This window comes from Stenotrophomonas sp. OVS01A (assembly GCF_019969775.1).
Lineage (GTDB): Bacteria > Pseudomonadota > Gammaproteobacteria > Xanthomonadales > Xanthomonadaceae > Stenotrophomonas > Stenotrophomonas indicatrix.
This window is the reverse complement of record NZ_JAHXYV010000005.1, coordinates 86013-111695: the sequence shown is the minus strand read 5'-3', so window position 1 is coordinate 111695 and position 25683 is coordinate 86013. Positions and strand designations below refer to the sequence as shown.

Here is a 25683-nt window from a genome sequence, read left to right as displayed (position 1 = left end):
GCGCTACCGGAGCACCAGTACGGGCGCTACCGCCCCGACGGCTCCACGCTGCTGCGCCATGCATCCAGGAACTGGCGGCGCTTGAGCGCATCCAGGTAGACCAGCAGGCCGGGGCCGAGCTGGATCGGGCGACGGCTGCGGCCAGGGGCATCCCCGCCGCCTGCATCGCTGCGCACGATCGGCATCAGCCGCGCTTCCCGCGCGAGCACCTGCTGGCCACGTGGCGACAGCAGGTAGTCGAGGAAGCGCCGCGCTTCCTGCGGGTGCGCGCCGGTACGCGGAATCACCGCCGTACGCAGTACCACCAGCGTGTAGTCTTCCGGCTCGACGATGGCCAGCGGTGCGCCCGCATCGATACGCGCCTGCGCATACGAGCCCAGCACGTTGTAGACCAGCGACAACTGGCCGCTGGCCACCTGGTCCAGCAGCACGCCGGTGCGCTCCTCGCGCACCACCGCGTTGTCCCCCAGCGCACCAAGCAGGGCCCCGGCGATGCTGCCGCGCTGGGCGTCCTGGGTCGCCAGCAGGTAGCCCACGCTGCTGCGTTCGATATCGTAGGTGCCAACCTTGCCGCGCAACGGCGCCCCCTCCGCGCGCAGCAGGTCCAGCAACTGTCGACGCGTATGCGGCGCTTTCGCCGCCGGCAGCCTGCGGGTGTTGTAGACCATCACCACCGGTTCGTAGCTGATGCCGAATGCCTCGCCACGCCATTGCGCCCACGCTGGCAGCGCCTGGGTCTGCAGCGAGCGGTGTGGCAACGCGTGGCCGTCGTTGACCAGCTTGGTCTGCAGGTCCATGCCGCTGGAGATCAGCAGGTCCGGCGACGCAGGCCCGCTGCGGTCGCGCAGGTAACGCGCGTACAGGTCCTGGGTGATGATGTCTTCGTACACCACCTCGCTGCCCGGATGCAGCCGCTGGTAGTCAGCGATGACCTCGGCGAAGACCTCGATATCGGTAGTGCCGTGGATGCGCAGCTGCGCGGTGGCGGCGCCCTGGGCGGGGAAGCGGCGTACATCGCCCGGCGCGGCGAGGACCGGCACGGCCAGCAACAGGGCAAAGGCTGCGGCGAACAGGCGGATCATGTGCTGCTCCGGGGCAGGCGGATGGTGGCGACCAGGCCACCCTGCGGTCGATTGCTGAGATCGATCTGCCCGCCATGGCTGTCGACCACCCGCTTGACGATGGCCAGGCCAAGGCCTGCACCGCCGGAGGGTGCGCCCTCGCCGCGCGCGAAACGCTCGAACACGCGTTCGGCATCGGCGGCGGCGATGCCGGTGCCATGGTCGGCGATGGTCAGCACGGCCTGCCCACCTTCAGCGGTCAGCGCGATCTGCAAGGGGCCATCGCCGCCGTACTTCAGCGCGTTGTCGACCAGATTCTTGATGGCTTCGCGCAGCAGCAGCGCGTCGCCATGCACCTGCACCGGCTCGGCCGTCATCGCCAGCTGCACGCGCGGGGCGGGCCCTGCCTGCGGCAGCGCTTCATGCAGGGCCTGGTGGACGGTCTCGGCCAGATCCACGGTGGCGAAGCGCTGCAGATGTGACCGATGGATCACGCTGGCATCGCTGAGCAGCTGGTTGAGCAGCCGGCTCATATGGGTGGCGTTGCGCTCGATCGCCTGCAGGCTGCGCCGCATGTCTTCCGGATCGTCGTCGTCCAGCGCCAGCTGTGCCTGCGCACGCAGCGCGGCCAAGGGCGTGCGCATCTGGTGCGCGGCCTCGGCCATGAACGCGCGCAGGGTTTCATTGCTGCTGGACAGGCGCTCCATGAAGCGGTTCAGCGCGGCCACCATCTGGTCCATCTCGCGTGGCACGCGCGCATCGAGCGGTTTCAGGTCGGACGGCTCACGGCGTGACAGCTCGCGCTCGACCCGCACCAGCGGCCGGAACGCGCGGTGCACGCCGAACGCCACCAGTGCCAGCAGCAATCCCGACAGCACGCCGATGGCCAACAGCGCGCGGGTGACCAGCTCCTGCGCCACCGCTTCACGTGCACGCCGGGTCTGCCCCACCTGCACCTGCACCTCGCCCTGCGCGGAGGCCGCGGCAAAGCTGCGGCCGACCACCACGAAACGCACGATCTCGCCGCTGTAGGGCGCATCGAACAACTGCGGTTGCGTGCCCGGCCGCCGCGGCGACGCAGGCAGGTCACCGTAGCCGGTGATCAGGTTGCCGCGGCTGTCGGCGATCCGGTAGAACACGCGGTCTTCCGGCGCCATCGCCAGAAGGTCCAGCGCGGCATACGGAAGGTCCACCTGCCACTGGCCATCGACCAATGCCACCGAATCGGCGATCGACAGGGCCGACGACACCAGCAGATGGTCGTAGGAGCGGTTGGCGGCACGCTGGCCGTAGTCGCGTGCAGCGAACAGCAATGCCACCGCGAACACCGCCAGCAACGCGCCCAGGTACAGCAGCAGGGTGCGCCGCAGCGACCCGGGGGCGGCACTTGCGCTGCGCGCGTCAACCATCGGCATCGGCCGGGCCGTCGCTGCCTTCAAGCAGATAGCCGACACCACGCACCGTGGTGATGCGCAGCGGTGCGCCCGCCAGCTTTCTGCGCAGGCGACCGATGTACAGCTCGATGGCATTCGGCCCGGCTTCGTCATCGAAACCGAACAGGCCATTGCCGATCTCATCCTTGCCCACCACCTGGCCCAAGCGCCCGACCAGGATCTCCAGCAACCGATACTCGCGGTTGGGCAGCTCGATCGGCTCGCCATCCAGGGTCACCCGGTGCGCAGCGTTGTCGAACTGGAAGCCGCCGATCTGCACCACTTCGCTGGCTTGCCCGCGTGCACGTCGCAGCAGCACGCGGCAGCGCGCTTCGAATTCACGGAAGTCGAATGGCTTGCCGAGGTAGTCGTCAGCACCGACATCGAGTGCCTGCACGCGATCTTCGATGCCATCGCGTGCGGTCAGCATCAGCACCGGTGTGCTGTCACCACGCTCGCGCATGCCGGCCAGCACCCGCAGCCCATCCAGTTTTGGCAGGCCGATATCCAGCACCACCAGATCGAAACTCTGGTAACGCAGCACGCTGGCGGCGGCCAAGCCGTCAGCCTGCCAGTCCACCGCGTGACCACTGCGGCGCATGCGACGGATGATCGCATCGGCCAGGTCCGGGTTGTCTTCGACCAGCAGCAGGCGCATGGGCACAACAGTGGGAGGGGATACGAATGCTACCGCATGGCGCCGCTGCGCTCGCCGGGCATGGCCGGGCGCTACCGATGCTGACCTGTCCGCCGGTCATGGATCGGCGCCCCCGGGTGCATCGTCGCCGGGTAGCGCCGGGCCATGCCCGGCGAGCGCAGCGGAGACCATTTACGCTGCACCGCACAAACCGCTGACAGGACGATGACAGCTTGCGCGACACAGACTGCGGCCGCGCACCGTCCGGTGCCCACGATTGCCGCGCGCCTGGCGCGCACCTGGGAGGGTTTGTGGAATTGAGCATTGCCTGGCGGCGTCCTGCCGCCATGATGGCCCTGGCTGCGCTGGCCGCGCCGGCCTTCGCCGAAGACGAGCGTCCAGTGACCGCCACGGTGGGCGGCCGCCTGCACCTGGACTTCGCCACCTTCGACAACGACAACCGGGGTACGCCGAACAAGGACGACACCGAGATCCGCCGCGCCTGGGTTGACGTGTCCGGCAAGTTCTTCGTGGTCGACTACAAGCTGGAAGCCGATTTCTCCGGCGACCGTGTCGAGGCCAAGGACGTCTACCTGAGCCGCAGCTTCGGCGATGCCGGCCGCCTCACCGTGGGCCAGTTCAAGCAGTATTTCTCGCTGGACGACCGCACCGGTTCCAACTACGGCAGCTTCCTGGAGCGCGGCAACGCCGGCACCACGCTGGCGCCGCTGTACCGGCTGGGCGCCTCGTGGCAGGCCAATCCGGGCGATTTCACCTGGGCGGCCAGCGTGTACAGCCTGGAGAGCATCGACGCCTGGCAGGTCAAGGGCCGCGCTGCGGGTGGACGCGTTACCTGGGCGCCGTCACCCAGCGAGGGCGACGTGCTGCACCTGGGCCTGTCGCTGGCCCGCGAGGCCTACGACAACCCGGGCGGCAACGGCACCCCGGGCCTGAAGATCCGTCCGCGTCCGGCCGGCCATCTGTCCGACGAAAGCCGCCTGACCCTGGTCGACTTCTCCGCCGGCCGCGATACCGACGTCAACAAGTGGTCGCTGGAATATGCGCAGGTGCGCGGCCCGCTGTCATGGCAGGGCGAGTTCAGCGGCGCCACCTTCGATGATGGCGCCCAGCGCGGTGACGTGATGGCCGCCTACGGCATGCTCAGCTGGTTCGTTACCGGCGAAAGCCGCGCCTACGACCGCAAGACCGGTCGCTTCGCCCGGGTCAAGAACATCCGCCACAAGGCCGGTGCCTTCGAAGTGGCCCTGCGCTACGACCAGATGTGGGGCGCGCAGCACCTCGATGGTGCGCCGGACCTGCGCCGGGGCAGCACCGAAGGCTGGACGCTGGGCGGCAACTGGTACCTGCGCGACAACCTGCGCTTCATGCTCAACGTGATCGAAAGCCGCAACCGCGACCGCCTCGCCGGCACCACGGTGGATCGCACGCGCGCGGTCACCGGGCGCCTGCAGTTCGACTTCTAACGCGTTTTCCCCGGGCACGCTCGCTCGGGCCCCTTCCACGTCCCACATCCTGTTTCCTCTAGGAGTCCGCAGATGATGCTGAGCATCCTCGGCTTTGGCATGGTCATTACGTTCATGTACTTGATCATGAGCAAACGACTGTCGCCGCTCGTTGCCCTGATCACCATTCCCATCATCTTCGCCCTGATCGGTGGCTTCGCCGCCGGCATCGACGAGATGATGCTGGAAGGCATCAAGAAGATCGCGCCGACCGGCGTGATGTTGATGTTCGCCATCCTCTACTTCGGCGTGATGATCGATGCAGGCCTGTTCGATCCGCTGGTGCGGATCATCCTGCGCTTCGTCAAGGGCGACCCGATGAAGATCGTGCTTGGCACCGCCGTGCTGGCGATGCTGATCTCGCTCGACGGCGATGGCTCGACCACCTACATGATCACCGTCTCGGCGATGCTGCCGCTGTACCAGCGGCTGGGCATGAACGCGCTGAACATGACCTGCGTGACCATTCTCGCCGGTGGCGTGATGAACCTGACCCCGTGGGGCGGCCCGACCGCACGCGCGGCCACCGCACTGCACGTGGATCCGGCCGATGTGTTCGTGCCACTGATTCCCTCGATGGTGATCGCCTGCGCTGGCGTGCTGCTGCTGGCCTGGTACCTGGGCCTGAAGGAGCGTCGTCGCCTGGGCGTGGTGACCCTGCCCAAGGGCGGCAGCTGGATGGACAACAGCGTGTCCGATGACGGCAACACGCTGCCGACCGTGGAAGACGCCGAAGACACCAAGCGCCCCAAGCTGCTGTGGGTGAACCTGGTGCTGACCCTGGCGCTGATGAGCGCGCTCATCATCGGTGTGCTGCCGATGCCGGTGCTGTTCATGATCGGCTTCGCCATCGCGCTGGTGATCAACTACCCGAACCTGGCCGAACAGCGCCGCCGCGTGGTCAGCCATGCCGGCAGCGTGCTGTCGGTGGTGGCGCTGATCTTCGCCGCAGGCATCTTCACCGGCATCCTCAACAACACCGGCATGGTCGAGGCGATGTCGCACAGCTTCCTGGCGATCATCCCCGACAGCTGGGGCCCGTACCTGGCGGTGATCACCGCCGTGGCCTCGATGCCGTTCACCTTCTTCATGTCCAACGACGCGTTCTACTTCGGCGTGCTGCCGATCCTGTCCGAGGCGGCCGGCAACTACGGCATCACCCCGGTGGAAATGGCCCGCGCGTCGCTGGCCGGGCAGCCGGTGCACCTGCTCAGCCCGCTGGTGCCTTCCACCTATCTGCTGGTGGGGCTGGCCAAGGTTGAATTCGCCGACCACCAGAAATTCACCCTGAAGTGGGCGATCGCCATTTCGCTGCTGCTGATGATCGGCGGCCTGTTGTTCGGGCTCTATCCCTTCACGGCCTGATTTCCTTACCAAGGAGCGTTCTGCAATGACTCTTCGCATCGCCTACGTCACCAGCGGGATGGGCAGTGTCGGCACTGCCATCTGCCAGAGCCTGGCCCGTTCCGGCCATACCGTGGTCGCCGGCTGCGCGCCCAACTCGCCGCGCAAGGCCAACTGGCTGCGCGAGCAGCGCGAACAGGGCTTTGATTTCATCGCCTCCGAAGGCAACGCCACCGATTGGGCGTCGACCACGGCGGCCTTCGCCAAGGTGCGTGCCGAGGTCGGCGAGGTGGACGTGCTGGTCAACAACTCCGGCGGCAGCCGCGACCTGCTGTTCCGGCAGATGACGGTGGAGGACTGGAATGCGGTGATCGCCTCCAATCTCAATTCGCTGTTCAACCTGACCAAGCAGGTGGTCGATGGCATGGCCACGCGTGGCTGGGGCCGCATCATCAACATCGGTTCGGTCAGCGCCCACAAGGGCCAGATCGGCCAGGTGAACTACGCCACGGCAAAAGCCGCGATGCACGGTTTCAGCCGTGCGCTGGCCGCTGAAGTCGCCTCGCGCGGGGTCACCGTCAACACGCTGTCGCCGGGCTACATCGCCAGCCAGGCGATCAGCAGCTTCCCACCGGACGTGCTGGATCGACTGGCCGCGTCGGTACCGGTGCGGCGCCTGGGTCGCCCGGAAGAAGTGGCCGGCCTGTGTGCCTGGCTGGCTTCGGATGAAGCCTCCTACGTGACCGGTGCCGACTATCCGGTCAACGGTGGCCTGTACATGGGCTAGTCCTCTCCACGCAGGGCGTGGGTCTGCTTCCCTCCCCCGGCAGATTCACGCCCTGCGCGGCTTCCCCCACGACGCCGTTCGTTGGTTTTCCGTAAACAAGGTTTCATGTTCCGTTCGCATAGTGGCCGTGCACCACGCCCCCGGGCCGGTGACCATCCCCCATGCAACGGACCATCATGCAGACCCGATACCTGACGATCGCCGTGGCGATCGCGCTTTCCGCCGCCAGCGCCCATGCCGCTGAAGCCGCCGACGCCACCGCCGATACCGCGCTGAGCGCGCAGACGCTGGATACCGTCTCGGTCATCGGCCAGGGCGAGACCCGCCAGGTGCAGCGCATCACCACCGTCGACAAGCAGGTGCTGCCGCCGGGTACCAGCGGCCAGAAGATCCTCGACCGCCTGCCCGGCGTGTCGGTGCAGTCCAACGATGCGTTCGGTGCCAATGAGGAATCGCAGACCATCAGCCTGCGTGGCTTCGACAAGAGCCGCCTGGGTTACACGCTGGACGGCATCCCGCTGGGCGACAACAGCTACGGCAACTACAACGGCCTGAGCATCGCCCGTGCACTGATCGCCGAGAACCTGGCCGGCGCCGAGCTGTCGCAGGGCATCGGCTCGCTGGGCGTGGCCTCGACCAGCAACCTTGGCGGCACCATCCAGTACTTCTCGATGGACCCGTCCACCGAATTCGGCGGCCGCGCCAGCATCACCGTCGGCGATGACAACCAGCGCCGCGGCTACCTGCGGGTGGACACCGGCGACATCAACGGCTTCTCGGCCTACGTGTCCGGCGTGCACCAGGACCAGGACATGTGGGCCGCGCCGTACCAGAACCAGACCACCCGCCAGTTCAATGCCAAGGCGGTATGGAACGTGGGCGACAACCGCTTCGGTGCCTTCGTCGCCACCTCGCGCGCCAGCCAGGCCAACTATGCCTACCTGTCCAAGGACATGCTGGCGCGCGGCCTGGGCTATGACTGGAACATCTATGCACCGGACTGGGATCGCGCCGTCGCGGCTGCATACTGCGCACCGGGCACCTACAACAAGGCACGCTGTGCATTCAGCGGCGGCGTCAACAGCATCGACGATGCCTACTACCAGAGCCGTGCGCTGCGCGATGACAACCTGTACTCGATCGACGCAGACATCCGCCTGGGTGAACAGGGCCGCCTGAAACTGCTGGGCTACCACCACGAAAACCGTGGCCAGGGCCACTGGTGGGCACCGGGCCAGCCGTCCTACCCGGGCACCGACAGAATGCTGCCGATCTCGATCCGCAGCACCAACTACACCATCAACCGCGATGGCGTGACCGCTGCGCTGTCGTGGACGCTGGGCATCCACGAACTGGAAGCCGGTGTGTGGTACGAACAGAACGACCATAACGTCTCGCGCAACTTCTACTACATCAGCGGCCCGTTCCTGGACGACCTGTACCTGCAGAATCCGGACCGTCGCCTGTTCAACCAGGACTTCGACATCCGTACCCGCCAGTTCTATGTGCAGGACCGCATGCGCTTCCTCGACCAGCGCCTGACCGTGGACGTGGGCATCAAGAGTCCCAACACGCGCATGACTGCCAAGGCCCAGCCGGGCATGGAAACCAGCATCGCCTCGGGTACGCTGACCGCCAAGGAATCGGTGCTGCCGCAGCTGGGCGTGGGCTTCAAGCTCAATGCCAACAATGAAGTGTTCGCCTCGTACGCCGAGAACATCGCAGCCTTCGTCGGCGGCGGCAGCGGTGGCCCGCTGCAGGTGTCGCCGGAATCGTTCGCGGCCAGCGCCGGCCTGGAGCCGGAGAAGTCCAAGAGCCTGGAAGCTGGTTTCCGTACCTTCGGCGAGAAATACCAGGCGTCGATCGCGGCCTACAACGTGAAGTTCGACAACCGTCTGCTGTCGTTGAACCCGTGCTCGAGCATCGAGGTAGGCACGCGTCCGGAGTGCGTGACGCGCTTCATCAACGTCGGTTCGGTGAAGAGCCATGGCGCAGAGCTGACCTTCATCCTCAAGCCGGTCGATGGCCTGCAGTGGTACAACGCGCTGTCCTGGAACAAGACCACCTACGAGGATGACTACACCTCCGGCGGTGCGATCGTACCGGTGGCCGGCAAGATCACCGTGGATACGCCGCAGCGCATGGCGTCCAGCGAGATCAGCTGGAACCGCGATGGCTTCTTCGCCAGCCTGCGCGCCAAGTACACCGGCAAGCGGTACTACACCTACACCAACGACCAGTCGGTGCCGGGCGTGACCACCTTCGATGCCGGCGCCGGCTACGACTTCGGCCCGGGCATGGGCCTGCGCAACGTGCGGGTGTCGTTGAACGCGACCAACCTGACCAACAAGCGCTATGCGGGCCAGCTGAGTTCGTTCGCACCGACCGATCCGAAGGGCACGCGGTATGCAATCCATGCGAGTGCGCCGCGGCAGATCTTCATGACGGTGGCGGCGGAGTTCTAAGTCGAAAGCGGGCGCTGCGGCGCGTTGATTGTTCCTGCATGGCGCGGGCAGGCAGGCCCATGCAGGACACGCCGTAAACCCGTCCATGGAGGCTCGATGGCGCCTTGCTCGCGTGCGCTGTCCTGCGCACACGGCAAGACCGGGGTTGGGCGTCCTGCCCAACCCGCCAGTCGCATGCGACTGGCCCATGGCGCCAACGGTCCTGCATGGGCCTGCCTACCCGCGCTGGACAGTTCCCCGCGCCGGCGCGGAGGCAATGGAAAGCAAGAGCAAAAGCAAAAGCAAAGAGCCGGGCAGTGCCCGGCTCTTTGCTTTTCAAGCGCAATCCCTTCGGCGCGGTGATGTGCTGCCGCCCGCGCGGGAAACTGTCTGGCGGCGGTGGGGCACCCTGGCCAGGACCGTGAGGCGCATGGATGCGCCGATCGAGCCCCCATGGATGGGTTTACGGCGTGTCCTGGCCAGGGTGCCCCACCGCCGCCAACCGATATCAATCGAGGCGCCAGCGCATCATCCCGCCAACGCATTTCATTCCGGCGCCAGCTGGTCCATCCGGATGCGGTTGGCGAACAGCGAGAACGCCAGCATGCCGGCCAGGCCGTTGGCCCGGCTCATCCAGTGCGGCAGCCAGCGCGGTGGCTTCAGCACACCCGATTCGAACAGCGGGGCGAACGCGATCGCATCGGTCAGGCTCATCTTGCCGGCGAACAACCAGCGGCAGACCTGCAGGCGATCCTCGGCCAGCATATGGCGGAAGAAGGTATGCACCGACACCAGACCGCGCAGGTACACCGTGTCCTTGGTGAAGGCCAGGCCGCCACTCGGCGGCACACCGCGGAATACCCGCTGCGCCGAGGCGAAGCTCTCTTCCGGGTTCTGCCCGGCATCGCAGAAGTAGCGGAACACCTCGATGAAGTCCGCACCTTCGCGCGCCATCGCGATCGCCTCGGTACGCAGGCTGATGCGCTTCAGGCGCTCGATGTCGATGCTGCCGGTGATCTGCTCGGCAAACGTCGCCAGTCCTTCCTGGGTGGCCGTCACCCGTGGCGAGGACAGCGCCAGGCTCGGCAGCACCGGCTGCGCGCGACCGTTCAACGCCGTCAACGAATGCACCAGCGCTTCGTGGTGGAACAGCTGCGCGCGATCGTAAGCGCTGAAACGCGCGCTGGTGCGCAGGCGGATGCGGGTCGGCCCGGCAGCCGCCTTCGAGACCAGCTCCGGGTCCAGCTGCACCTGGATGATACGTGATTCAAAGAACGCATCGAGATCATTCTGCAGCTGCAGCTGCAGGGCGATCGCCGAAACCGGCACCTGCTCTTCCGGTGCCAGCAGTTCGTGATCCAGTTCGGCGGCAATCTGGATGAAGTGGCGCGCCGCATCGCGCGTGCTCGGTCCGTTGCCCGGCAACGGCTGCTCGGGCGAACCGAACAACTGCATCGAACAGGCATCCACGGCCGCGGTGCCGAGGCCTTCCAGCAGCTGCGCTGCCAGATCCCAGCTCTGCGCGGACTGCCGCACGTAATGGCCCAGCGGATGGCTTTCGTCACACTCGGCAGCGAGCGCGGCCAGCGCGCGACGCTCGTCGCTGAAGTCCAGCTTCGGGTAGTCGACCACCGGCAGCGTCGGCTGGCCACGGGCCACGCTGTCCAGGAAGGGTGCCTGCAGTGTCGCCGGCCAGCTGGTCAGGCCCAGCAGGCGGATGCCTCCTACGGCCTCGACCAGGCGCGCATCGAGCGCTGCATGGTGGGCCACGTCACGGTCCAGCGTCGCGGTCGGTTCCATGGGCGGACTATAACGCCCTGCCCGCGCGTTGGTAGGTGCCAACCTTGGTTGGCACAGATATGCATGCGCGGGAAGCATCCACGCATGGCGTGGATCTACTGGGCTGCCCCTGCCGTGACAGTGCCAACCAAGGTTGGCAGCCACCATTCTCCAGCCTTAGCGCCGGCGCGGTTTGCCCGCCGTGCGGAACTGCTGGCTCTTGCCCTTCCTGCCACCGCGTTCCTGCGCGGTCTCGGCCTGGCGCACGGCCAGCTTGGCGGCGGCGGCGGCCACTTCTTCCTTCAACTTGAAGTAGTTCAGCAGCCGGCTCTCTTCGATCTCGCCGGCATCGATCGCCGCACGCACGGCACAGCCGGGTTCCTGCTGGTGCATGCAGTCGCGGAAGCGGCACTGCGCGGCCAGCGCTTCGATGTCGGCGAAACCGCCTTCGGCCAGCGTTTCTTCGCCGGTCGGCTTCAGTTCGCGCATGCCTGGCGTATCGATCAGGCAGGCGCCCATCGGCAGTGGCATCAGTGCGCGGTGGGTGGTGGTATGGCGGCCGCGCGAATCGTTGGCGCGCACCGTATTGGTCTTCATCCGCTGCTCGCCCAACAGCGTGTTGGTCAGCGTCGACTTGCCCGCACCGGAAGAACCCACCAGCACCACCGTGCGACCGGGGCCCAGCCACGGCTCCAGCACTGCAACACTGTCGGCATCCAGGCCATTGATCGCGTGCAGGGCGATGCCCTGCATCTCCAGTTCTTCCAGTACCGCCAGCGCATCTTCGCTGTACTCGGTCTGGTCGGCCTTGGTCAGCACCACCACCGGTTCGGCACCGCCACCGCCCACCAGCAGCAGATAGCGTTCAATACGGCGCGGATTGAAGTCCGCATCCAGGCCACAGACGATGAAGACGGTATCGATGTTGGCGGCGATCACCTGCTGGTGGTAATGCTCACCGGCAGCGCCACGCTTGATGGCGGTACGTCGCGGCAACAGGGCAACGATGCGGATGCCATCCAGCAGCACCCAGTCGCCCACCGCCGGCCGTTCGTGGCTGGGGAAGCGCGGGCGCTGCCACTCCGGCAGCGATTCGGCCTTGATCGATGCCTCCGGGCCATCAGCCACCACATAGTGGGTGCGATGCTGCTCGATCACCCGCGCCGGGTGGGCCTGCGGGTGTGCGGCCATCACAGCCTGCCAGTCGGCCTGCTGCGGCGGGCCCGGCCAGGGCCAGCCAATGGTCTGCAGAGCGGTGAAATCGGGGGTCTGGGTCATCGCCGCCATTCTACCTGTGTGGTGCCGCCCAGCCCAATGTTGGCGGGCCCTGCGGCCCTTGCCATGCGCTGCAGCAATTCCGCTACCATGGAAGCCCCATGCCTTTTGCGGCCCACCGCCCATGTCCACTCCCTCGCCCAAACCCCTGGTCATCCGCGAGCGCCTTTCCGAAGTGCGCTACGAAATCCGCGGAGAACTGGCACGGCGAGCCCGGGAGCTGGAAGCGCAGGGCCACAAGCTGATCAAGCTCAACATCGGCAATCCCGGCGCTTTCGGCTTTCGTGCACCGGAACACCTGCAGCGCGCGATCGCCGATGACATGGGCCGCACCGATCCGTATACCCACCAGCAGGGCCTGCCGGTCGCCCGCGAGGCCATCGCCGCCGCCTACGCCCGCCGTGGCGCACCGGATGCCCATCCGGACCGCGTGTTCGTCGGCAACGGTGTCAGCGAGCTGATCGACCTGTCACTGCGTGCGCTGCTCAACCCGGGCGATGAAGTGCTGGTGCCCTCGCCGGACTACCCGCTGTGGTCGGCCTCGACCATCCTCAACGACGGCCGCCCGGTGTATTACCGCTGCGCCGCCGAGAACGGCTTCCAGCCGGACCCGAGCGAGATCGAGACGCTGGTGTCCTCGCGCACCCGCGCCATCGTGCTGATCAACCCGAACAACCCCAGCGGTGCCAGCTACCCGCGCGAGCTGCTGGAGCAGGTGGTGGAGATCGCGCGCCGCCACAACCTGCTGCTGCTGGTCGATGAGATCTACGACCAGATCCTGTACGACGACGCGGTGTTCCAGCCGGTCGCACCGCTGGCCGGTGACCATCCCTGCCTGACCTTCGGCGGCCTGAGCAAGGTGCACCGCGCCTGCGGCTGGCGGGTGGGCTGGGCACACCTCAGCGGCGACGACGCGCGGCTGGGCGACTTCCGCGCCGCGCTGGACCTGCTGGGCGCACTGCGCCTGTGCGCCAACGTGCCGGGCCAGTACGCCATCGACGCCGCAGTGAACGGTCCGGACACCATTTCGGAGCTGTGCGCACCGGGTGGCCGCCTGTATGAAACCCGTCGTGCGGTGATCGAAGCCTGCGAGGCCAGCGAGCACCTGTCGCTGGTTGCCCCCGCCGGCGCGCTGTATGCGTTCCCGGCCGTGGTCGGTGCCGCTGCCAAGGGCTTCGACGATCATAATTTCGCGCTGGACCTGATGAACAACGACGGCGTGCTGGTGGTGCCGGGCTCGAGCTTCAACGTGCCTTACCGCCATCACTTCCGCGTGACCCTGCTGCCGGAGGCGTCGGTGATGCGCGACGTGTTCGCCCGTATCGACCGCGCCCTCGCCCGCCGTGCCGAAGACGCCACCAAGGTGGTGCCGCTGAAGCCCCGCCGGTCGGTGGCTTGATCGATGGGCTTGTCGTATCTGGCCCTGGGCGATTCCTACACCATCGGTGAAGCGGTCGCGGTCGACGGCCGCTGGCCGCATCAGCTCGCCGCCGCCCTGCGCGCGCAGGGCATCGCGCTGGGCGACCCGCAGATCATCGCCACCACCGGCTGGACCACCGACGAGCTCGACGCCGGCATCGACGACGTGGCGCCGCAAGGGCCATTCGACTTCGTCAGCCTGCTGATCGGCGTCAACAACCAGTATCGCGGGCGTCCGCTGGACGAGTACCAGGTGCAGTTCCAGGCCCTGCTGCAGCGCGCGATTGGTTTTGCCGGCGGCCGTGCGGACCGGGTCCTGGTGCTGTCCTTCCCGGACTGGGGCACCACGCCGTACGGTGCAGGCAGCGGTCGCGACCTGAGCCAGATCGAACTGGAAACCGACGAGTTCAACGCTGCCGCCGAGGTGATCAGCACCCAGCAGGGCGTGGCCTTCGTCGACATCACCGATATCAGCCGCGACACCGGCGCTGACCCGGCGATGATCGCCGAGGATGGCCTGCACCCGTCCGCACGGATGTACGCGCTGTGGAGCGCGCGTGCGCTGCCGGTGGCCGCACACCTGCTGGGCAGGACGGACTGAGACGATGGACGGCACGCCACGGAACGGCACGCCCCTGCCCTGTTCGCCGCTGGATGCCGGGCAGGCGCGCCTGATCGCCGAGTCCTTCCGGCCGATGCAGGCCTGGGGCAGCCGCCGCGATTACTACTACACGCGCGGCAAGCTGGGCAGCGACCCGCTGTATGACGGCGTGCTGCAGCACCTTCCCGATGACGGCCAGCCGGTGCTCGACCTGGGCTGCGGGCTGGGCCTGTTCGCACATGTGCTGCGCCAGCGCGGTCGCCAGCAGGGGTACCTCGGGGTGGACGTGGACAGCGACAAGATCGCCCGTGCGCAGCGCGCCGGCAGCGGCCTGGCCGACGTACGGTTCGACTGTCTGGATGTGCAGGCGCCGTTGCCGGTGCATGGTGGGCATGTGCTGCTGCTGGATGTGCTGCAGTACCTGGACGAAGCGCCGCAACTGGAGCTGCTGCGCGCGGTGAGCGCGCGGGTCGCGCCCGGTGGCCGCCTGCTGCTGCGCACGCCGCTGGCGACCGGCGACCGCCGCGACCGCACCACGCGGGTGGCTGACCGACTGGCCTGGCTGGTCGGCTGGATGGGCACGCGACCGCGCCACTACCCGGATCCGCAGCGGCTGCAGGCCACGCTGGCGGCTGCCGGCATGCAGGTGGCTCCGTTGCGTCCGCTGCATGGGCGCACGCCGTTCAACAGCTGGTTGCTGGTGGCCGAGCGGCCGGGAACTGCGGCCAACGGCTGAGCCCCTCGTGGTGGGCGGCTGTCTACGGGGGCTGCCCGGGCGGGATGGGCTGCGCGGGGACGCCGTGAACCCCTCCTTGGGGGCTTAGCCGCGCCATCCATGGCGCGGATACCCCGCGCAGCCCACCCGACCCGGACACGGACGGTTTACGGGCGCGTCCGCCACGGAAGACAAGAGAAAAGCGAAGGGCAAACGCGGATCGCTTCGCTCTTGCCGCGCTGCGCGCTCGCCGGGCGCGGCCCGGCGCTACCGGTCACCTGGCCGGCAGTTCGGCTTTCAGGCCGCGCTCGTCCAGCACCTGCAGCACCCGTTCGATGATGGCCAGGTTGTGGCCATGTGCGGCACCTTCATGCAGCAGCACGATCGCGCCCGGGCGCAGGTCCGGGAGCAGACGCGCCAGCACGCCATCCGGGGTGCAGCCGACGCCGTCATAACCGCGGGCGCTCCAGCCCACGCGCACCAGGCCCAGCTTGCGCAGTACCGGCGCCACGAACGGGTTGGTCATGCCCACCACCGAGCGGTACCAGCGCACCGGTCGCCCACTCACCGCCTGCAGCGCCTGCTGGCAGCCCTCGATCTCCGCCGCCATCGTGCCCGGGCCCAGCCGCCAGAAGCGCGCCTGCGGATGGCTGTGGCTGTGGTTGCCGAGGTCGTGTCCGCGACGCAGGATCTCCTCCACCAAGGCCGGATGCGCCAATACGCGCTCGCCGACCAGGAAAAAGGTCGCCTTCGCCTGGTGCCGATCCAGCAGATCCAGCACCGCCGGGGTCTGTTCACTGGGGCCGTCGTCGATGGTCAGCCAGACGCTGTTGCCGGCCTCGGGCAACCGGCTCAGCACCGGTGCGTAGAAGCGGCTGTTGGGCAGGAACACCGGCACCATGAACAACGCGTGGCTTGCCACCATCAGGGCCAGGCCCCAGTGCCAGCCCGCCAGCACCCAGACCAGGATCACGGCCAGCTGCGACAGCACCAGCCAGGGCACCCAGCGCCAGGGCCGGGTCGGGATGCGATGCAATGTTCCTGCGTTGGTCATGCCCCATGATGCCATGGGGGGTAGAATTGATGATTCGAATTTTTCGGACCCATGACTGCCATGTCCCTCGATCCCGCCCTGCGTTCGCGCATCGAAACCATCCTCAACGACAACCGCGTCGTGCTGTTCATGAAGGGCCAGCCGTCGATGCCGCAGTGCGGCTTCTCGGCCAAGGCCGTGGGTGCCCTGCAGGACCTAGGCGTGGAGTTCGCCCACGTCAACGTGCTGGCTGACGCGGAGATCCGTGAAGGCATCAAGGCCTATGGCGACTGGCCGACCATCCCGCAGCTGTACATCGACGGCGAACTGGTCGGCGGCAGCGACATCGTGCTGCAGATGGCCGCCAGCGGCGAGCTGAGCAGCGTGCTGGGCCTGGCTGCACCGGACCGCACCCCGCCGCGCATCACCGTCACCCCGGCCGCGGTGGAAATGCTGAAGGGCGCGCTGGCCGATTCACCGGGTGCGTCGCTGCAATTGGGCATCGATGCCCGCTTCCAGCCGAACTTCCAGCTGGCCCCGTACGATGAAGGCGCGATCGCCGCCGAGTCCAACGGCCTGCGCGTGCAGTTCGACCTGGCCAGCGCCCGCCGCGCCGATGGCATCACCATCGACTGGGTCGACGACATCCGTGGCAAGGGCCTGGCGATCGACAACCCGAACGCGCCCAAGCCGGTGCAGGAAATCAGCGTGCGTGATGCCGACGACCTGGTGCGTGCCGGCAACGTGATGCTGGTGGACGTGCGCCCGGCCGAAGAACGCGCCATCGCTGCTGTCGGCGTACCGTTCAAGAGCTTCGATGGCAACGGCCGCGCCGAGCTGGAAGCCCTGCCCAAGGACACCGCCCTGGCCTTCCTGTGCCACCACGGTGGCCGCAGCGCGCAGGCAGCAGAGCAGTTCCGTGCGCTGGGCTTCAGCAAGGTGTTCAACGTCACCGGCGGCATCGATGCCTGGTCGGACGAAGTGGACAACGGCGTGCCGAAGTACTGATCGGCTGCGCTTGATGCACAGGAAAAACGCCGGCGAAAGCCGGCGTTTTCTGTTGAGCCCATCCACGCATGGTGTGGATCTACTCCTTCCGTGCCCCAAGCGCGGGGGCTGACGTTCCGGTTACCCGGCAAACCCGCCTTCGGCCAGGTAATCCAGTTCTTCCGGCGACGGAATGCGGCCAAGCACCGCATTACGGTGCGGGAACCGGCCGAAGCGGCGGATGATGTCGCGGTGCAGTTCGGCGTACTGCAGGTATTCCTTGTCACCCAGCACGTCGAACATCGCGACCGAGCGGTCCTGGTCCAGCGGATCTTCGGAGTGCTCGAACGGCAGGTAGATGAAGGCGCGCAGCTTGGGGACCAGCTGCAGGTCCAGCCCCTCCTCGATCGCGCGCGTGGCGTAGTGACGTGCCAGGCCATCGGTGGCATAGGAATGGGCCGTGCCGCGGAAGCAGTTGCGCGGGAACTGGTCCAGCAGCAGCATCAGCGCCAGCGCGCCCTCGGCGCTGCCCAGCCAATGCTCGCGCGCGCGCGATGCGGCAGCGTGGTGTTCGTCCGCGAACAGCGTACGGAACCGCGCGTCGAACGCATCATCGCGGGCGAACCACTTTTCAGGGCCCGCGTCCTTCCAGAAATCCACCACTTGCGCGGCAACGTCCATCACCTACTCCCCAGGGCCGGCGCGCCGCGCCAGGCCATCATCATCATTCGTCGAAGCGCAGGTGGCGGACCGACTTGCCGTTGCGCCGGATAAGCTTAAGCGCCTCGATGCCGATCTGGATATGGTTTTCCACGAACTGCGAGCTGACCTTGGCGTCGGACGCCTCGGTTTTCACCCCGTCCGGGATCATCGGCTGGTCTGAAACCAGCAGCAGGGCCCCGCTGGGAATGTGGTTGGCGAAGCCGGCAGCGAAGATCGTCGCGGTTTCCATGTCGATGGCCATGCAGCGCATCGCCCGCAGCCGCTCCTTGAAGGCCTCGTCGTGCTCCCAGACCCGGCGGTTGGTGGTGTAGACGGTGCCGGTCCAGTAATCATGGCCGAGGTCGCGGATCATGGTCGAAACCGCACGCTGCAGGGCGAAGGCCGGCAAGGCCGGCACTTCCGGCGGCAGGTAGTCGCCCGAGGTCCCCTCGCCGCGGATGGCCGCGATCGGCAGCACCAGGTCGCCCAGCTCGTTCTTGCGTTTCAGCCCGCCGCACTTGCCCAGGAACAGCACGGCCTTGGGCATCACCGCCGACAGCAGATCCATGATGATCGCGGCATTGGGGCTGCCCATGCCGAAGTTGATCATGGTGATGCCGTCGATGGTGGCGCTGGCCATCGGCCGGTCCAGGCCGATCACCGGCGCCCCGGTCAGCGCGGAGAACGTATGCAGGTAGCCCCCGAAGTTGGTCAGCAGGATGTGCTGGCCGAACTGGTCCAGAGGCACGCCGGTATAGCGCGGAAGCCAGTTGTCGACGATGTCCTGCTTGCTCTTCATGGGCGCTCCGGTACGGCGTGGGGCCGATATTGTAGGCCCCCGCCCGCCCCCGCCATACATGCGGCTGCGGCAACGAAGAAGGGCGGCCCTGCGGCCGCCCTCCCGGGGTTTGCCTTGGCAACCGGCAGGCTTAGAAACGCACGGACCAACGCAGATTGGCGCCATGGTCACGGCTTTCATCGCCGAACTGGCCGGTGTAGCCCAGTTCCAGCTGCTGGTTGGCCGTCAGCCAGGCCGACAGGCCCAGTTCGGCCACCACCGCGCTGTCGGCGATCGGCGCACCGCTGACCGCGAAGGTATCGCCGCCGCTGGCAAAGCCCAGCTTGGCCATCGGGTTGCGGTCGCCCGAAGCGTGGCGATACCCCACCCCGCCGCGCACGTGCAGCCAGCTGTCCTGCTGGAACGAAGCCTTCAGACCCTTGTCAAAGCGCACACCGGCCGTAGCCAGGGTGGTGCGGCTATCGTCCACGTCACCCTGCAGGGCCGCCGCGCCACCGCGCTCGTTGATCGACTTCATGTCCACTTCAACACGTGCCACCTGCAGGTACGGCTCCAGGCCTGCCTCGCGGCCGCCGAAACGGTAACCCGCTTCGATGAAGGCCTGGCGGGTACGCCCGTCGTAGCGCGCGCTGAGCGTATCGCTGTAGCCGGCGAATGCCAGTTCGCGGGTGCTGTCGATGTCGTGCTCGCTCCACGCCAGGCCGCCACGCAGACCAAAACCGCCCCAGTTGTGGCTGGCGTATGCACCGAAGTGGGTGTTGTCGATCTTCGACTTCGCCCGACGGCCGTCCTGCTGCTTGACGTCGGTGCGGCCGGTGCCGGCCAGCAGGCCCACCTGCCAACCACCGAACTGGCGGTCCACGCCCATCAGCAGGCCGTTGCTGTTGGCCTCGGTGCGGGCAGTGTTGGCATTGCCATCCAGCGTGCCACTGCCACCGATTGCCTGCACCCACACACCGGTCGCGGCCGCTTCGTCACCGCCCGGAGAGGTCGCACCCGCACGACGCGACAGCGCCGCATCGCGGACATGGCGGCTGCCTTCGACCAGCGCGATCGACGTGGCTGCATGCAGTTCACCGCTGAGGCTGTCCAGCGCTGCGCCCACCTGCTGCGGGAACAGCGTGGTCAACGGCTTGGGCAGCCCCTGGTTGATCGCCAGCGTATCGACCACGGTAGCCACGGCATGCTGGTTTGCGGTGTTGGCCGAGCTGGCCAGCGAGTTGCCGCGGGTCACTTCAATGCGTGCGCCGGTGGCGCCGTAGGCCAGGTTGAACTGCATGAACGGAGAGAACGTGCTGAAGTCGGTGATGGCGAACTGTCCGTTCACGCCGCCATCGGCACGGATGAAGTTGAACTGCTCACCCAGGTAGTAGATGCCCGGCTCCGGCAGCGCCACCAGGGTGCCGCCGAGCGTGGCGGTGCCGGTGACATGCAGCTGGTCGCTGCGGCTGCCCGGTGCCACCTCGGCCTGGTATACGCCGGTCTCTGTCTGCACGTAGTCGCCGTTGATGGTCAGCGTGCCGATGGAATTGCCCGGTGCGATGGTGCCGGCCACGGTGGTGTCCCCCAGCTGGCCAACACCCTTCAGCGTGCCCTTCTGGCCGACGAAGGTGGTGCCGCCGGTCTGCACGCCGTTGAAGGACAGCACGCCGCCATTGATGGTCAGGTTGGAACCGTCTAGCACGCCACTGACGTTGACCCGGCTGATGCCGCCCTGGGTGTTCAATGCAGTGTTCTTCAGCGTGCCGTTCAACAGGAAGGTGCCACCGGCCACGTCCACTGCGCTGGTCAGCGTATTGACGCCATCCAGTTCCAGCACGCCTTCGCGCACCACAGCACCGTTGAAGCTGTTGTCGCCGCTCAGGCGCAGCCAGCCGGCACCACTCTTGGTCAGCTTACCCGGGCCACCGATATCGTTGGTCCAGTCATCCCAGGCGTCACCTTCCCAGACCTTCAGGCCGCCGGCCTTCTGGTTCATCACTACGTTGGTATCCACGCGCAGCGAACCGTAGCCCTCGATGGCCTTGGCCAGGTTCATCAGGCCCCAACCGTAGACGTCGTCCACGCCGGCCGCACCGAGGTCGGTGGCGGTGGTCAGCAGCACGTCGCGCACCTGCGCGTTGTCCAGGTACGGGAAGCGTTCGAACAGCAGGCCCAGGGCACCGGTAACGTGGGGTGCGGCCATGGAGGTGCCGGTCATCAGATCGTAGCTGTAGGTCGGCACGCGCTCGAGCACGTCGAGCAGGACGTTGCCCTGTGAATCCTGGAGCAGCTGTGCATCCAGCGCCGAATCGGCACCGTAGACCGTGGACAGGATGTCGGTGCCCGGGGCGGCCAGGCACCAGTTGGCGCTGTAGCCGCAACGGTTGGAACTGACGTCGAGCATGTACCCGGCGGCACTGTCCTGGCCCACGTTGACCACGCTCAGCCAGTTCTGCTCGATATCGGCAAACAGGCGCGGCAGCGTGGCGTAGATTCCGGCGATCGGCGCGGCTTCCGGCGTGGCTGCGTTGGCGTTGTTGTTGCCCGCGGCCCACACCTGGATCATGCCCTTGCTGCGCGAGCCCTCGGCGAAGATGTCCAGGTACTCGGCGTTGGCGGCATACAGCTGGTCCTGGGTGGCCAGATCGGTGGGCTCGTTGGTCAGCCCCCAGCTGTGGTTGACCGCACGCACGTCCTGGGCGTTCATCTGCGCGTACATGCTCTCGAACGCACTGCCGTCCGGGCCCACGCCGCCCACGGTGACGACGCGGTAGTCGCCGCCGCCCACGTCCGTCCACATCTGGGCGCTGTTGAAGAACAGCTTGGCCGCGGTCAGGTCCGCGCCGAAGGCCACGCCATGGGTACCGTTGCCGTCGCGGTTGGCCGCGATGGTGCCGGCCACGTGGGTGCCATGGGTCTGGAAGGCGATCCCCGCCTGCTGGTAGCGCGGATCAGACTCGATGATGTCGCGGATCGCCTGCGGAACGCTGTCGTCGTAGACAACGTAATCGATCGACACGTCATCGCCGTCGCTGGCGAAGCAGGCATCGGGCCCGTCGATCAGCGTGGTGTTGGTGCAGCGGCTGCCGTCGAGCAACAGATCGGCGATGCGCAGGCTGCGGTGATCCTTGCCGGCGAACTCGTCATGGTCCAGGCCCGAGCCGCTGTCGAACACGCCCAGGCGGATGCCGGCACCGGTCAAGCCACGCGCGTATGCGGCGTCGGCATTGACGGCCTGCAGGCCCCAGTCACGGTTGAATTCGCTGGTGCGCCAGCTGGCACGATCGCCGGCCTTGCCCATCACCGGCGTTTCCGGGGTGGTGTCCGGCGGTGCAACCATTGCAACCGCTGCAACCGGCGCGGCGAAGGCCGACTGCGAAGGCGCAGCGAATGCAGCCTGCAGGCTGCGCTGGTACTGGTAGCGGGACAGGTCGTCGAGGTTGCCCTGCGCCAGTGCCGGCAGGGTGGCTGCCATCAGCAGCGAGCCTACGATGGCCGATGCGAGCGGGGAAGGCAGGAAGGAACGACGGAGAGAGGTGGAGCGATACGACGTTGCAGCAGTCATCGGGGATTACGTCCTTGATTCCATGGATTGTTTCAGGTGCTGCTCCCTCATGGAGCTGTGTGGGAACACCTGCGCGGCGAGTCAGCGCGCGCTCACCCGCATGACGCTATCGGCGGGCGTCACGAGAACTTAATACATTTTTCACATACTTGATGTCGGAAAAGTCCCTACTGCGCCCCTGCCCAACGTCACTTGGCAAACCGCCGCCGTCCCGGCTAGCGTCGGTGGGTTGAACACGCTGCCAAGGGGATCTGCATGACATCGACGTTGTTGCGCGCCGGGTTGGGTCTGGCGCTGGTATCGCTGAGCACGGCGCCGGCCGTGGGCGCTTCGCGCTTCGTGGCCGATCCCTACCCGAGCACCTACCAGGCGCACCCCGATGGGCCGCTGCTGATCCAGAACGCAACGGTGCTGACCGGCACCGGCCAGCGCCTCGACAACGCCGATGTGCTGCTGCGCGATGGCCGCATCGTCGCCGTCGGCGATGCGCTGCAGGTCGATGCCAGCGTCACCCGCATCAACGCCGACGGCAAGTGGGTGACGCCCGGCCTGATCGACGTGCACTCGCACCTGGGCGTCTATCCCAGCCCCGGTGTCGGCGCGCACAGCGACGGCAACGAGATGACCGCGCCGGTCACCGCCAACGTCTGGGCCGAGCACTCGGTATGGCCGCAGGACCCCGGTTTCCAGGCGGCGCTGGCAGGCGGAGTGACCAGCATGCAGGTGCTGCCCGGCTCGGCCAACCTGGTCGGTGGCCGCGGCGTAACGCTGAAGAACGTGCCTGCCACCACCTACCAGGCGATGAAGTTCCCCGGCGCGCCGTGGGGCCTGAAAATGGCCTGCGGCGAAAACCCCAAGCGCGTCTACGGTGGCGGCAAGGGCGTGGCACCTGCAACGCGGATGGGCAACGTGGCCGGTTACCGCGCAGCCTTCATCGACGCAGCCGACTACATCGCCAAGAACAAGCCGAAGCCGGCCAAGCGCAAGGGCTGGTTCGGCAGCGACAAGGGCGACAGCGCCGGTGATGCCGGCGGCAAGCGCGACCTCAAGCTGGATACGCTCGCCGGTGCGATCCAGGGCGATATCCGCGTGCACATCCACTGCTATCGCGCCGATGAAATGGCCACCATGCTCGACCTGTCCAAGGAATTCGGCTTCAAGGTGGCCGCCTTCCACCACGGCGTGGAGGCCTACAAACTGGCCGACCGGCTGGCGGCCGAAGGCGTGTGCGGGGCACTGTGGGCCGACTGGTGGGGCTTCAAGATGGAAGCCTTCGACGGCATCGCCGAGAACATCGCGCTGGTCGACCGGCCGAAGAACAGCTGCGCCATCGTCCACTCCGACTCGCCCGAGGGCATCCAGCGCCTGAACCAGGAAGCAGCCAAGGTGATGGCCGCCGCGCGCCGCGCGCACATGCCGGAGATCGCGCCGGAACGCGCGATCACCTGGATGACCGCCAACGCCGCCAAGGCGCTGGGCATCGAGGCGCAGACCGGCACGCTGGAGGCCGGAAAGATGGCCGACGTGGTGATCTGGAACGGCAATCCCTTCAGTTCGTATGCACTGGCCGAGCAGGTGTTCGTCGATGGCCGCCGTGTGTACGACCGCAGCACGCCATCGGCAACGCCGCGGTCGGATTTCCAGCTTGGACAGGAGTTGCGCTGATGGGCATGTTAAACAAGCGTCGCCGGGCATGGCCCGGCGCTACCTTGGTTGCGCTGTTGTTGATGACAACCGCAGCCTCGGCGCAGGACCTGCTGGTGCGCGGTGCGACCGTCGCTACCGCCAGCGCACGTGGCAACGTGGAAGACGCCGACGTGCTGGTGCAGGGCGGCATCATCCGTGCGGTGGGCCGGGGCCTGTCCGCACCGGCCGGTGTGCCGGTGGTCGAAGCCAAGGGCCGCATGCTGACCCCTGCCCTGTTCGGTGGCATCACCGAGATCGGCATCGAGGAAGTATCCGGTGAATCAAGCACGGTCGACAGCGCACTGAAGATCGGCGAGCAGCCGCTGCGCCCGGAGTTCGACGTGACACTGGCCTATAACCCGGCATCCGTGCTGATTCCGGTGGCGCGCCTGGACGGCATCGGCTTCACTGCGCTGGGCGCGGCCACCGGCGGTGGCTTCGTCGCCGGCCAGGGCGGCGTGGTGCGTTTCGATGGCAGTGCCGACCCGATCGGCCCGCGCGCGCTGTACCTGCGCCTGGGTGCTGCAGCATCTGACCTGACCGGTCAATCGCGCGCGGCGCAGTGGATGCTGCTGCAGCAGATGGTGGACGAGGCACGCGGCCAGGTCGACGCCGATTCGCCGCATGCGCTGCTGACCCCGGCCGGCCGCCGCACGCTCGCCCGCTATCTGTCCGGGCAGGGCCGCATCGTGGTGGAAGTGGACCGCGCGGCCGACATCCGCCAGCTGCTGCGCTGGGCGGCCCGCGAGAAGGTGAAGATCGCCATTGCCGGCGGTGCCGAGGCCTGGCAGCTGGCGCCGGAACTGGCAGCAGCCAGGGTGCCGGTATTCGTCGACGCGCTGGGCAACCTGCCGACGACCTTCGACCAGATCGGCGCCACCCTGGAAAACGCCGCGCGGTTGCGGCGCGCGGGCGTACCGGTGGCCTTCGCCCAGCGCGATGACGCCTCGCACAATGCACGCAAGATGCGCCAGCTGGCCGGCAACGCGGTGGCCAATGGCCTGCCCTGGGCCGACGGCCTGGCCGGGTTGACCCGGGTGCCGGCCGAGGTGCTGGGCGTGGCCGACCAGATCGGCAGCATCGAGCCGGGCAAGCGTGCCGACCTGGTGCTGTGGGAAGGCGATCCGCTGGATGTGGCGCACTATGCCGAACAGGTCTGGCTGGGCGGCCGCGCGATGCCGATGCGCTCGCGCCAGACCGAACTGCGCGACCGCTACCTGCAGCGCAACGCGCAGCCCTGACCCTAACCAGGAGCCATCGATGCCCACCCTGCGCTGGTATTTCGACTTCGTCTCGCCCTATTCCTACCTGCACTGGCAGAAGGTGAAGCAGCTGCCGCAGTTCGGGCGCATCCAACCGGTACCCATCGCCTTTGGTGCGGTACTGCACCATCTGGGCAACCTGGGCCCGGCGGAGATCCCGGCCAAGCGCCGCTTCATGTACCGCCAGCTGCTGTGGACTGCGCAGGCCGAGGGCACCCCGCTGCGCTTCCCGCCCGGGCACCCGTTCAATCCGCTGGCGGCCCTGCGCCTGTGCCTGGCCGCCGGTGCCAGCACTGCGGCGGTGGATGCGCTGTTCGACTGGATCTGGCGCGACGGCCACGCCGGCGACACGGCCGAGGCCCTGCGCGAACCCGCCGCCCGGCTGGGTATCAGCGACGTAGAGGCGGCCATTGGCGAGCCGGCCATCAAGGAGCAGCTGCGACGCAACACCGAGGCGGCGATCGAGGCCGGGGTGTTCGGCGTGCCGACCCTGGCCATCGACGGCGAACTGTTCTGGGGCAACGATACCCACCCGCTGATGGCGGCGGTGCTGGACGACCCCAGCCTGCTGGACCGGCCGGACTGGCAGCAGGCGGTGGCCCTGCCGGTGGCGGTGCAGCGCAGTCGCTGAACAGGGAGCGGCGCGTTT

General features: G+C 67.4%; 20 protein-coding genes. 11 read left to right on the top strand and 9 right to left on the bottom strand.

Translation table 11 applies throughout. The features are described from left to right. Window positions 1-26: 26 nt before the first annotated feature. Genes LC407_RS16530 through LC407_RS16520 form a run of 3 tightly spaced genes read right to left on the bottom strand, consistent with a single transcriptional unit; the run spans window position 27 to window position 3152 of the window. A complete protein-coding gene (locus LC407_RS16530) occupies window positions 27-1082 on the bottom strand; it encodes an ABC transporter substrate-binding protein (RefSeq protein ID WP_223483224.1) in 1056 nt (351 codons plus the stop codon). Beyond that, window positions 1079-2470, bottom strand: coding sequence for a sensor histidine kinase (locus tag LC407_RS16525; protein ID WP_080149925.1), 1392 nt, complete (start codon window positions 2468-2470; stop codon window positions 1079-1081). Before LC407_RS16525 ends, LC407_RS16530 begins: the two co-directional genes overlap by 4 nt. After that, window positions 2463-3152, bottom strand: coding sequence for a response regulator transcription factor (locus tag LC407_RS16520; RefSeq protein ID WP_223483223.1), 690 nt, complete (start codon window positions 3150-3152; stop codon window positions 2463-2465). Before LC407_RS16520 ends, LC407_RS16525 begins: the two co-directional genes overlap by 8 nt. A 326-nt stretch (window positions 3153-3478) precedes the next feature. On the opposite strand from LC407_RS16520, the gene LC407_RS16515 reads away from it, so the two are divergent. From LC407_RS16515 to LC407_RS16500, 4 genes are all read left to right on the top strand, one after another. Continuing rightward, window positions 3479-4615 (top strand): porin, encoded by a 1137-nt coding sequence (locus tag LC407_RS16515; RefSeq protein ID WP_025874117.1) that lies wholly within the window; start codon window positions 3479-3481, stop codon window positions 4613-4615. A 75-nt stretch (window positions 4616-4690) separates the two neighbouring features. Then, on the top strand, window positions 4691-6019 hold the full coding sequence (locus LC407_RS16510; protein WP_025874116.1) for a CitMHS family transporter: 1329 nt from the start codon (window positions 4691-4693) through the stop codon (window positions 6017-6019). A 25-nt stretch (window positions 6020-6044) separates the two neighbouring features. After that, window positions 6045-6785 (top strand): acetoacetyl-CoA reductase, encoded by a 741-nt coding sequence (gene phbB / locus LC407_RS16505; protein WP_025874115.1) that lies wholly within the window; start codon window positions 6045-6047, stop codon window positions 6783-6785. Window positions 6786-6961: 176 nt separating this feature from the next. Next, window positions 6962-9250 carry a TonB-dependent receptor gene (locus tag LC407_RS16500; protein WP_223483222.1) on the top strand — a complete coding sequence of 763 codons (2289 nt, stop codon included), beginning with the start codon at window positions 6962-6964 and terminating at the stop codon, window positions 9248-9250. A gap of 525 nt (window positions 9251-9775) precedes the next feature. Here LC407_RS16500 and LC407_RS16495 read toward each other — a convergent pair. After that, window positions 9776-11029 carry a flavohemoglobin expression-modulating QEGLA motif protein gene (locus tag LC407_RS16495; RefSeq protein ID WP_059065065.1) on the bottom strand — a complete coding sequence of 418 codons (1254 nt, stop codon included), beginning with the start codon at window positions 11027-11029 and terminating at the stop codon, window positions 9776-9778. Window positions 11030-11185: 156 nt separating this feature from the next. Next, window positions 11186-12286 (bottom strand): ribosome small subunit-dependent GTPase A, encoded by a 1101-nt coding sequence (rsgA, locus tag LC407_RS16490; protein WP_223483221.1) that lies wholly within the window; start codon window positions 12284-12286, stop codon window positions 11186-11188. A 121-nt stretch (window positions 12287-12407) separates the two neighbouring features. Between rsgA and LC407_RS16485 the strand changes: the two genes are divergently transcribed. From LC407_RS16485 to LC407_RS16475, 3 genes are read left to right on the top strand one after another with little or no spacing between them, the layout of a single operon-like run. Beyond that, on the top strand, window positions 12408-13682 hold the full coding sequence (locus tag LC407_RS16485; RefSeq protein WP_025874111.1) for a pyridoxal phosphate-dependent aminotransferase: 1275 nt from the start codon (window positions 12408-12410) through the stop codon (window positions 13680-13682). 3 nt (window positions 13683-13685) lie between these two features. After that, the gene (locus tag LC407_RS16480; protein ID WP_223483220.1) at window positions 13686-14303 is read left to right on the top strand and encodes an SGNH/GDSL hydrolase family protein; all 618 of its coding nucleotides are present in this window, start codon (window positions 13686-13688) and stop codon (window positions 14301-14303) included. A 4-nt stretch (window positions 14304-14307) separates the two neighbouring features. Continuing rightward, on the top strand, window positions 14308-15039 hold the full coding sequence (locus LC407_RS16475; RefSeq protein ID WP_025874109.1) for a class I SAM-dependent methyltransferase: 732 nt from the start codon (window positions 14308-14310) through the stop codon (window positions 15037-15039). A gap of 253 nt (window positions 15040-15292) precedes the next feature. Here LC407_RS16475 and LC407_RS16470 read toward each other — a convergent pair whose 3' ends face one another. Beyond that, complete coding sequence (locus tag LC407_RS16470) at window positions 15293-16072, bottom strand: polysaccharide deacetylase family protein (RefSeq protein WP_033831985.1); 780 nt, start codon at window positions 16070-16072, stop codon at window positions 15293-15295. 60 nt (window positions 16073-16132) lie between these two features. On the opposite strand from LC407_RS16470, the gene grxD reads away from it, so the two are divergent. Continuing rightward, complete coding sequence (grxD, locus tag LC407_RS16465; protein ID WP_025874107.1) at window positions 16133-17059, top strand: Grx4 family monothiol glutaredoxin; 927 nt, start codon at window positions 16133-16135, stop codon at window positions 17057-17059. 120 nt (window positions 17060-17179) lie between these two features. Here the strand turns inward: grxD and LC407_RS16460 are convergent, their stop codons facing one another. The 3 genes from LC407_RS16460 to LC407_RS16450 all read right to left on the bottom strand — a co-directional run bounded on the left by LC407_RS16460 (window position 17180) and on the right by LC407_RS16450 (window position 22086). Continuing rightward, a complete protein-coding gene (locus LC407_RS16460; protein ID WP_025874106.1) occupies window positions 17180-17719 on the bottom strand; it encodes a DUF924 family protein in 540 nt (179 codons plus the stop codon). 43 nt (window positions 17720-17762) lie between these two features. Then, window positions 17763-18539 (bottom strand): AMP nucleosidase, encoded by a 777-nt coding sequence (locus tag LC407_RS16455; protein ID WP_025874105.1) that lies wholly within the window; start codon window positions 18537-18539, stop codon window positions 17763-17765. 130 nt (window positions 18540-18669) lie between these two features. Then, a complete protein-coding gene (locus LC407_RS16450) occupies window positions 18670-22086 on the bottom strand; it encodes an autotransporter domain-containing protein (protein ID WP_223483219.1) in 3417 nt (1138 codons plus the stop codon). 255 nt (window positions 22087-22341) lie between these two features. Here LC407_RS16450 and LC407_RS16445 point away from each other — a divergent pair, with 255 nt between their 5' ends. From LC407_RS16445 to LC407_RS16435, 3 genes are read left to right on the top strand one after another with little or no spacing between them, the layout of a single operon-like run. After that, a complete protein-coding gene (locus LC407_RS16445) occupies window positions 22342-23751 on the top strand; it encodes an amidohydrolase (RefSeq protein ID WP_025874103.1) in 1410 nt (469 codons plus the stop codon). Next, window positions 23751-25013, top strand: a complete 1263-nt coding sequence (locus LC407_RS16440) for an amidohydrolase family protein (protein ID WP_223483218.1) — start codon at window positions 23751-23753, stop codon at window positions 25011-25013. Before LC407_RS16445 ends, LC407_RS16440 begins: the two co-directional genes overlap by 1 nt. A gap of 19 nt (window positions 25014-25032) precedes the next feature. Beyond that, on the top strand, window positions 25033-25665 hold the full coding sequence (locus tag LC407_RS16435; RefSeq protein ID WP_080149859.1) for a DsbA family protein: 633 nt from the start codon (window positions 25033-25035) through the stop codon (window positions 25663-25665). The last annotated feature ends 18 nt before the right edge of the window (window positions 25666-25683 follow it).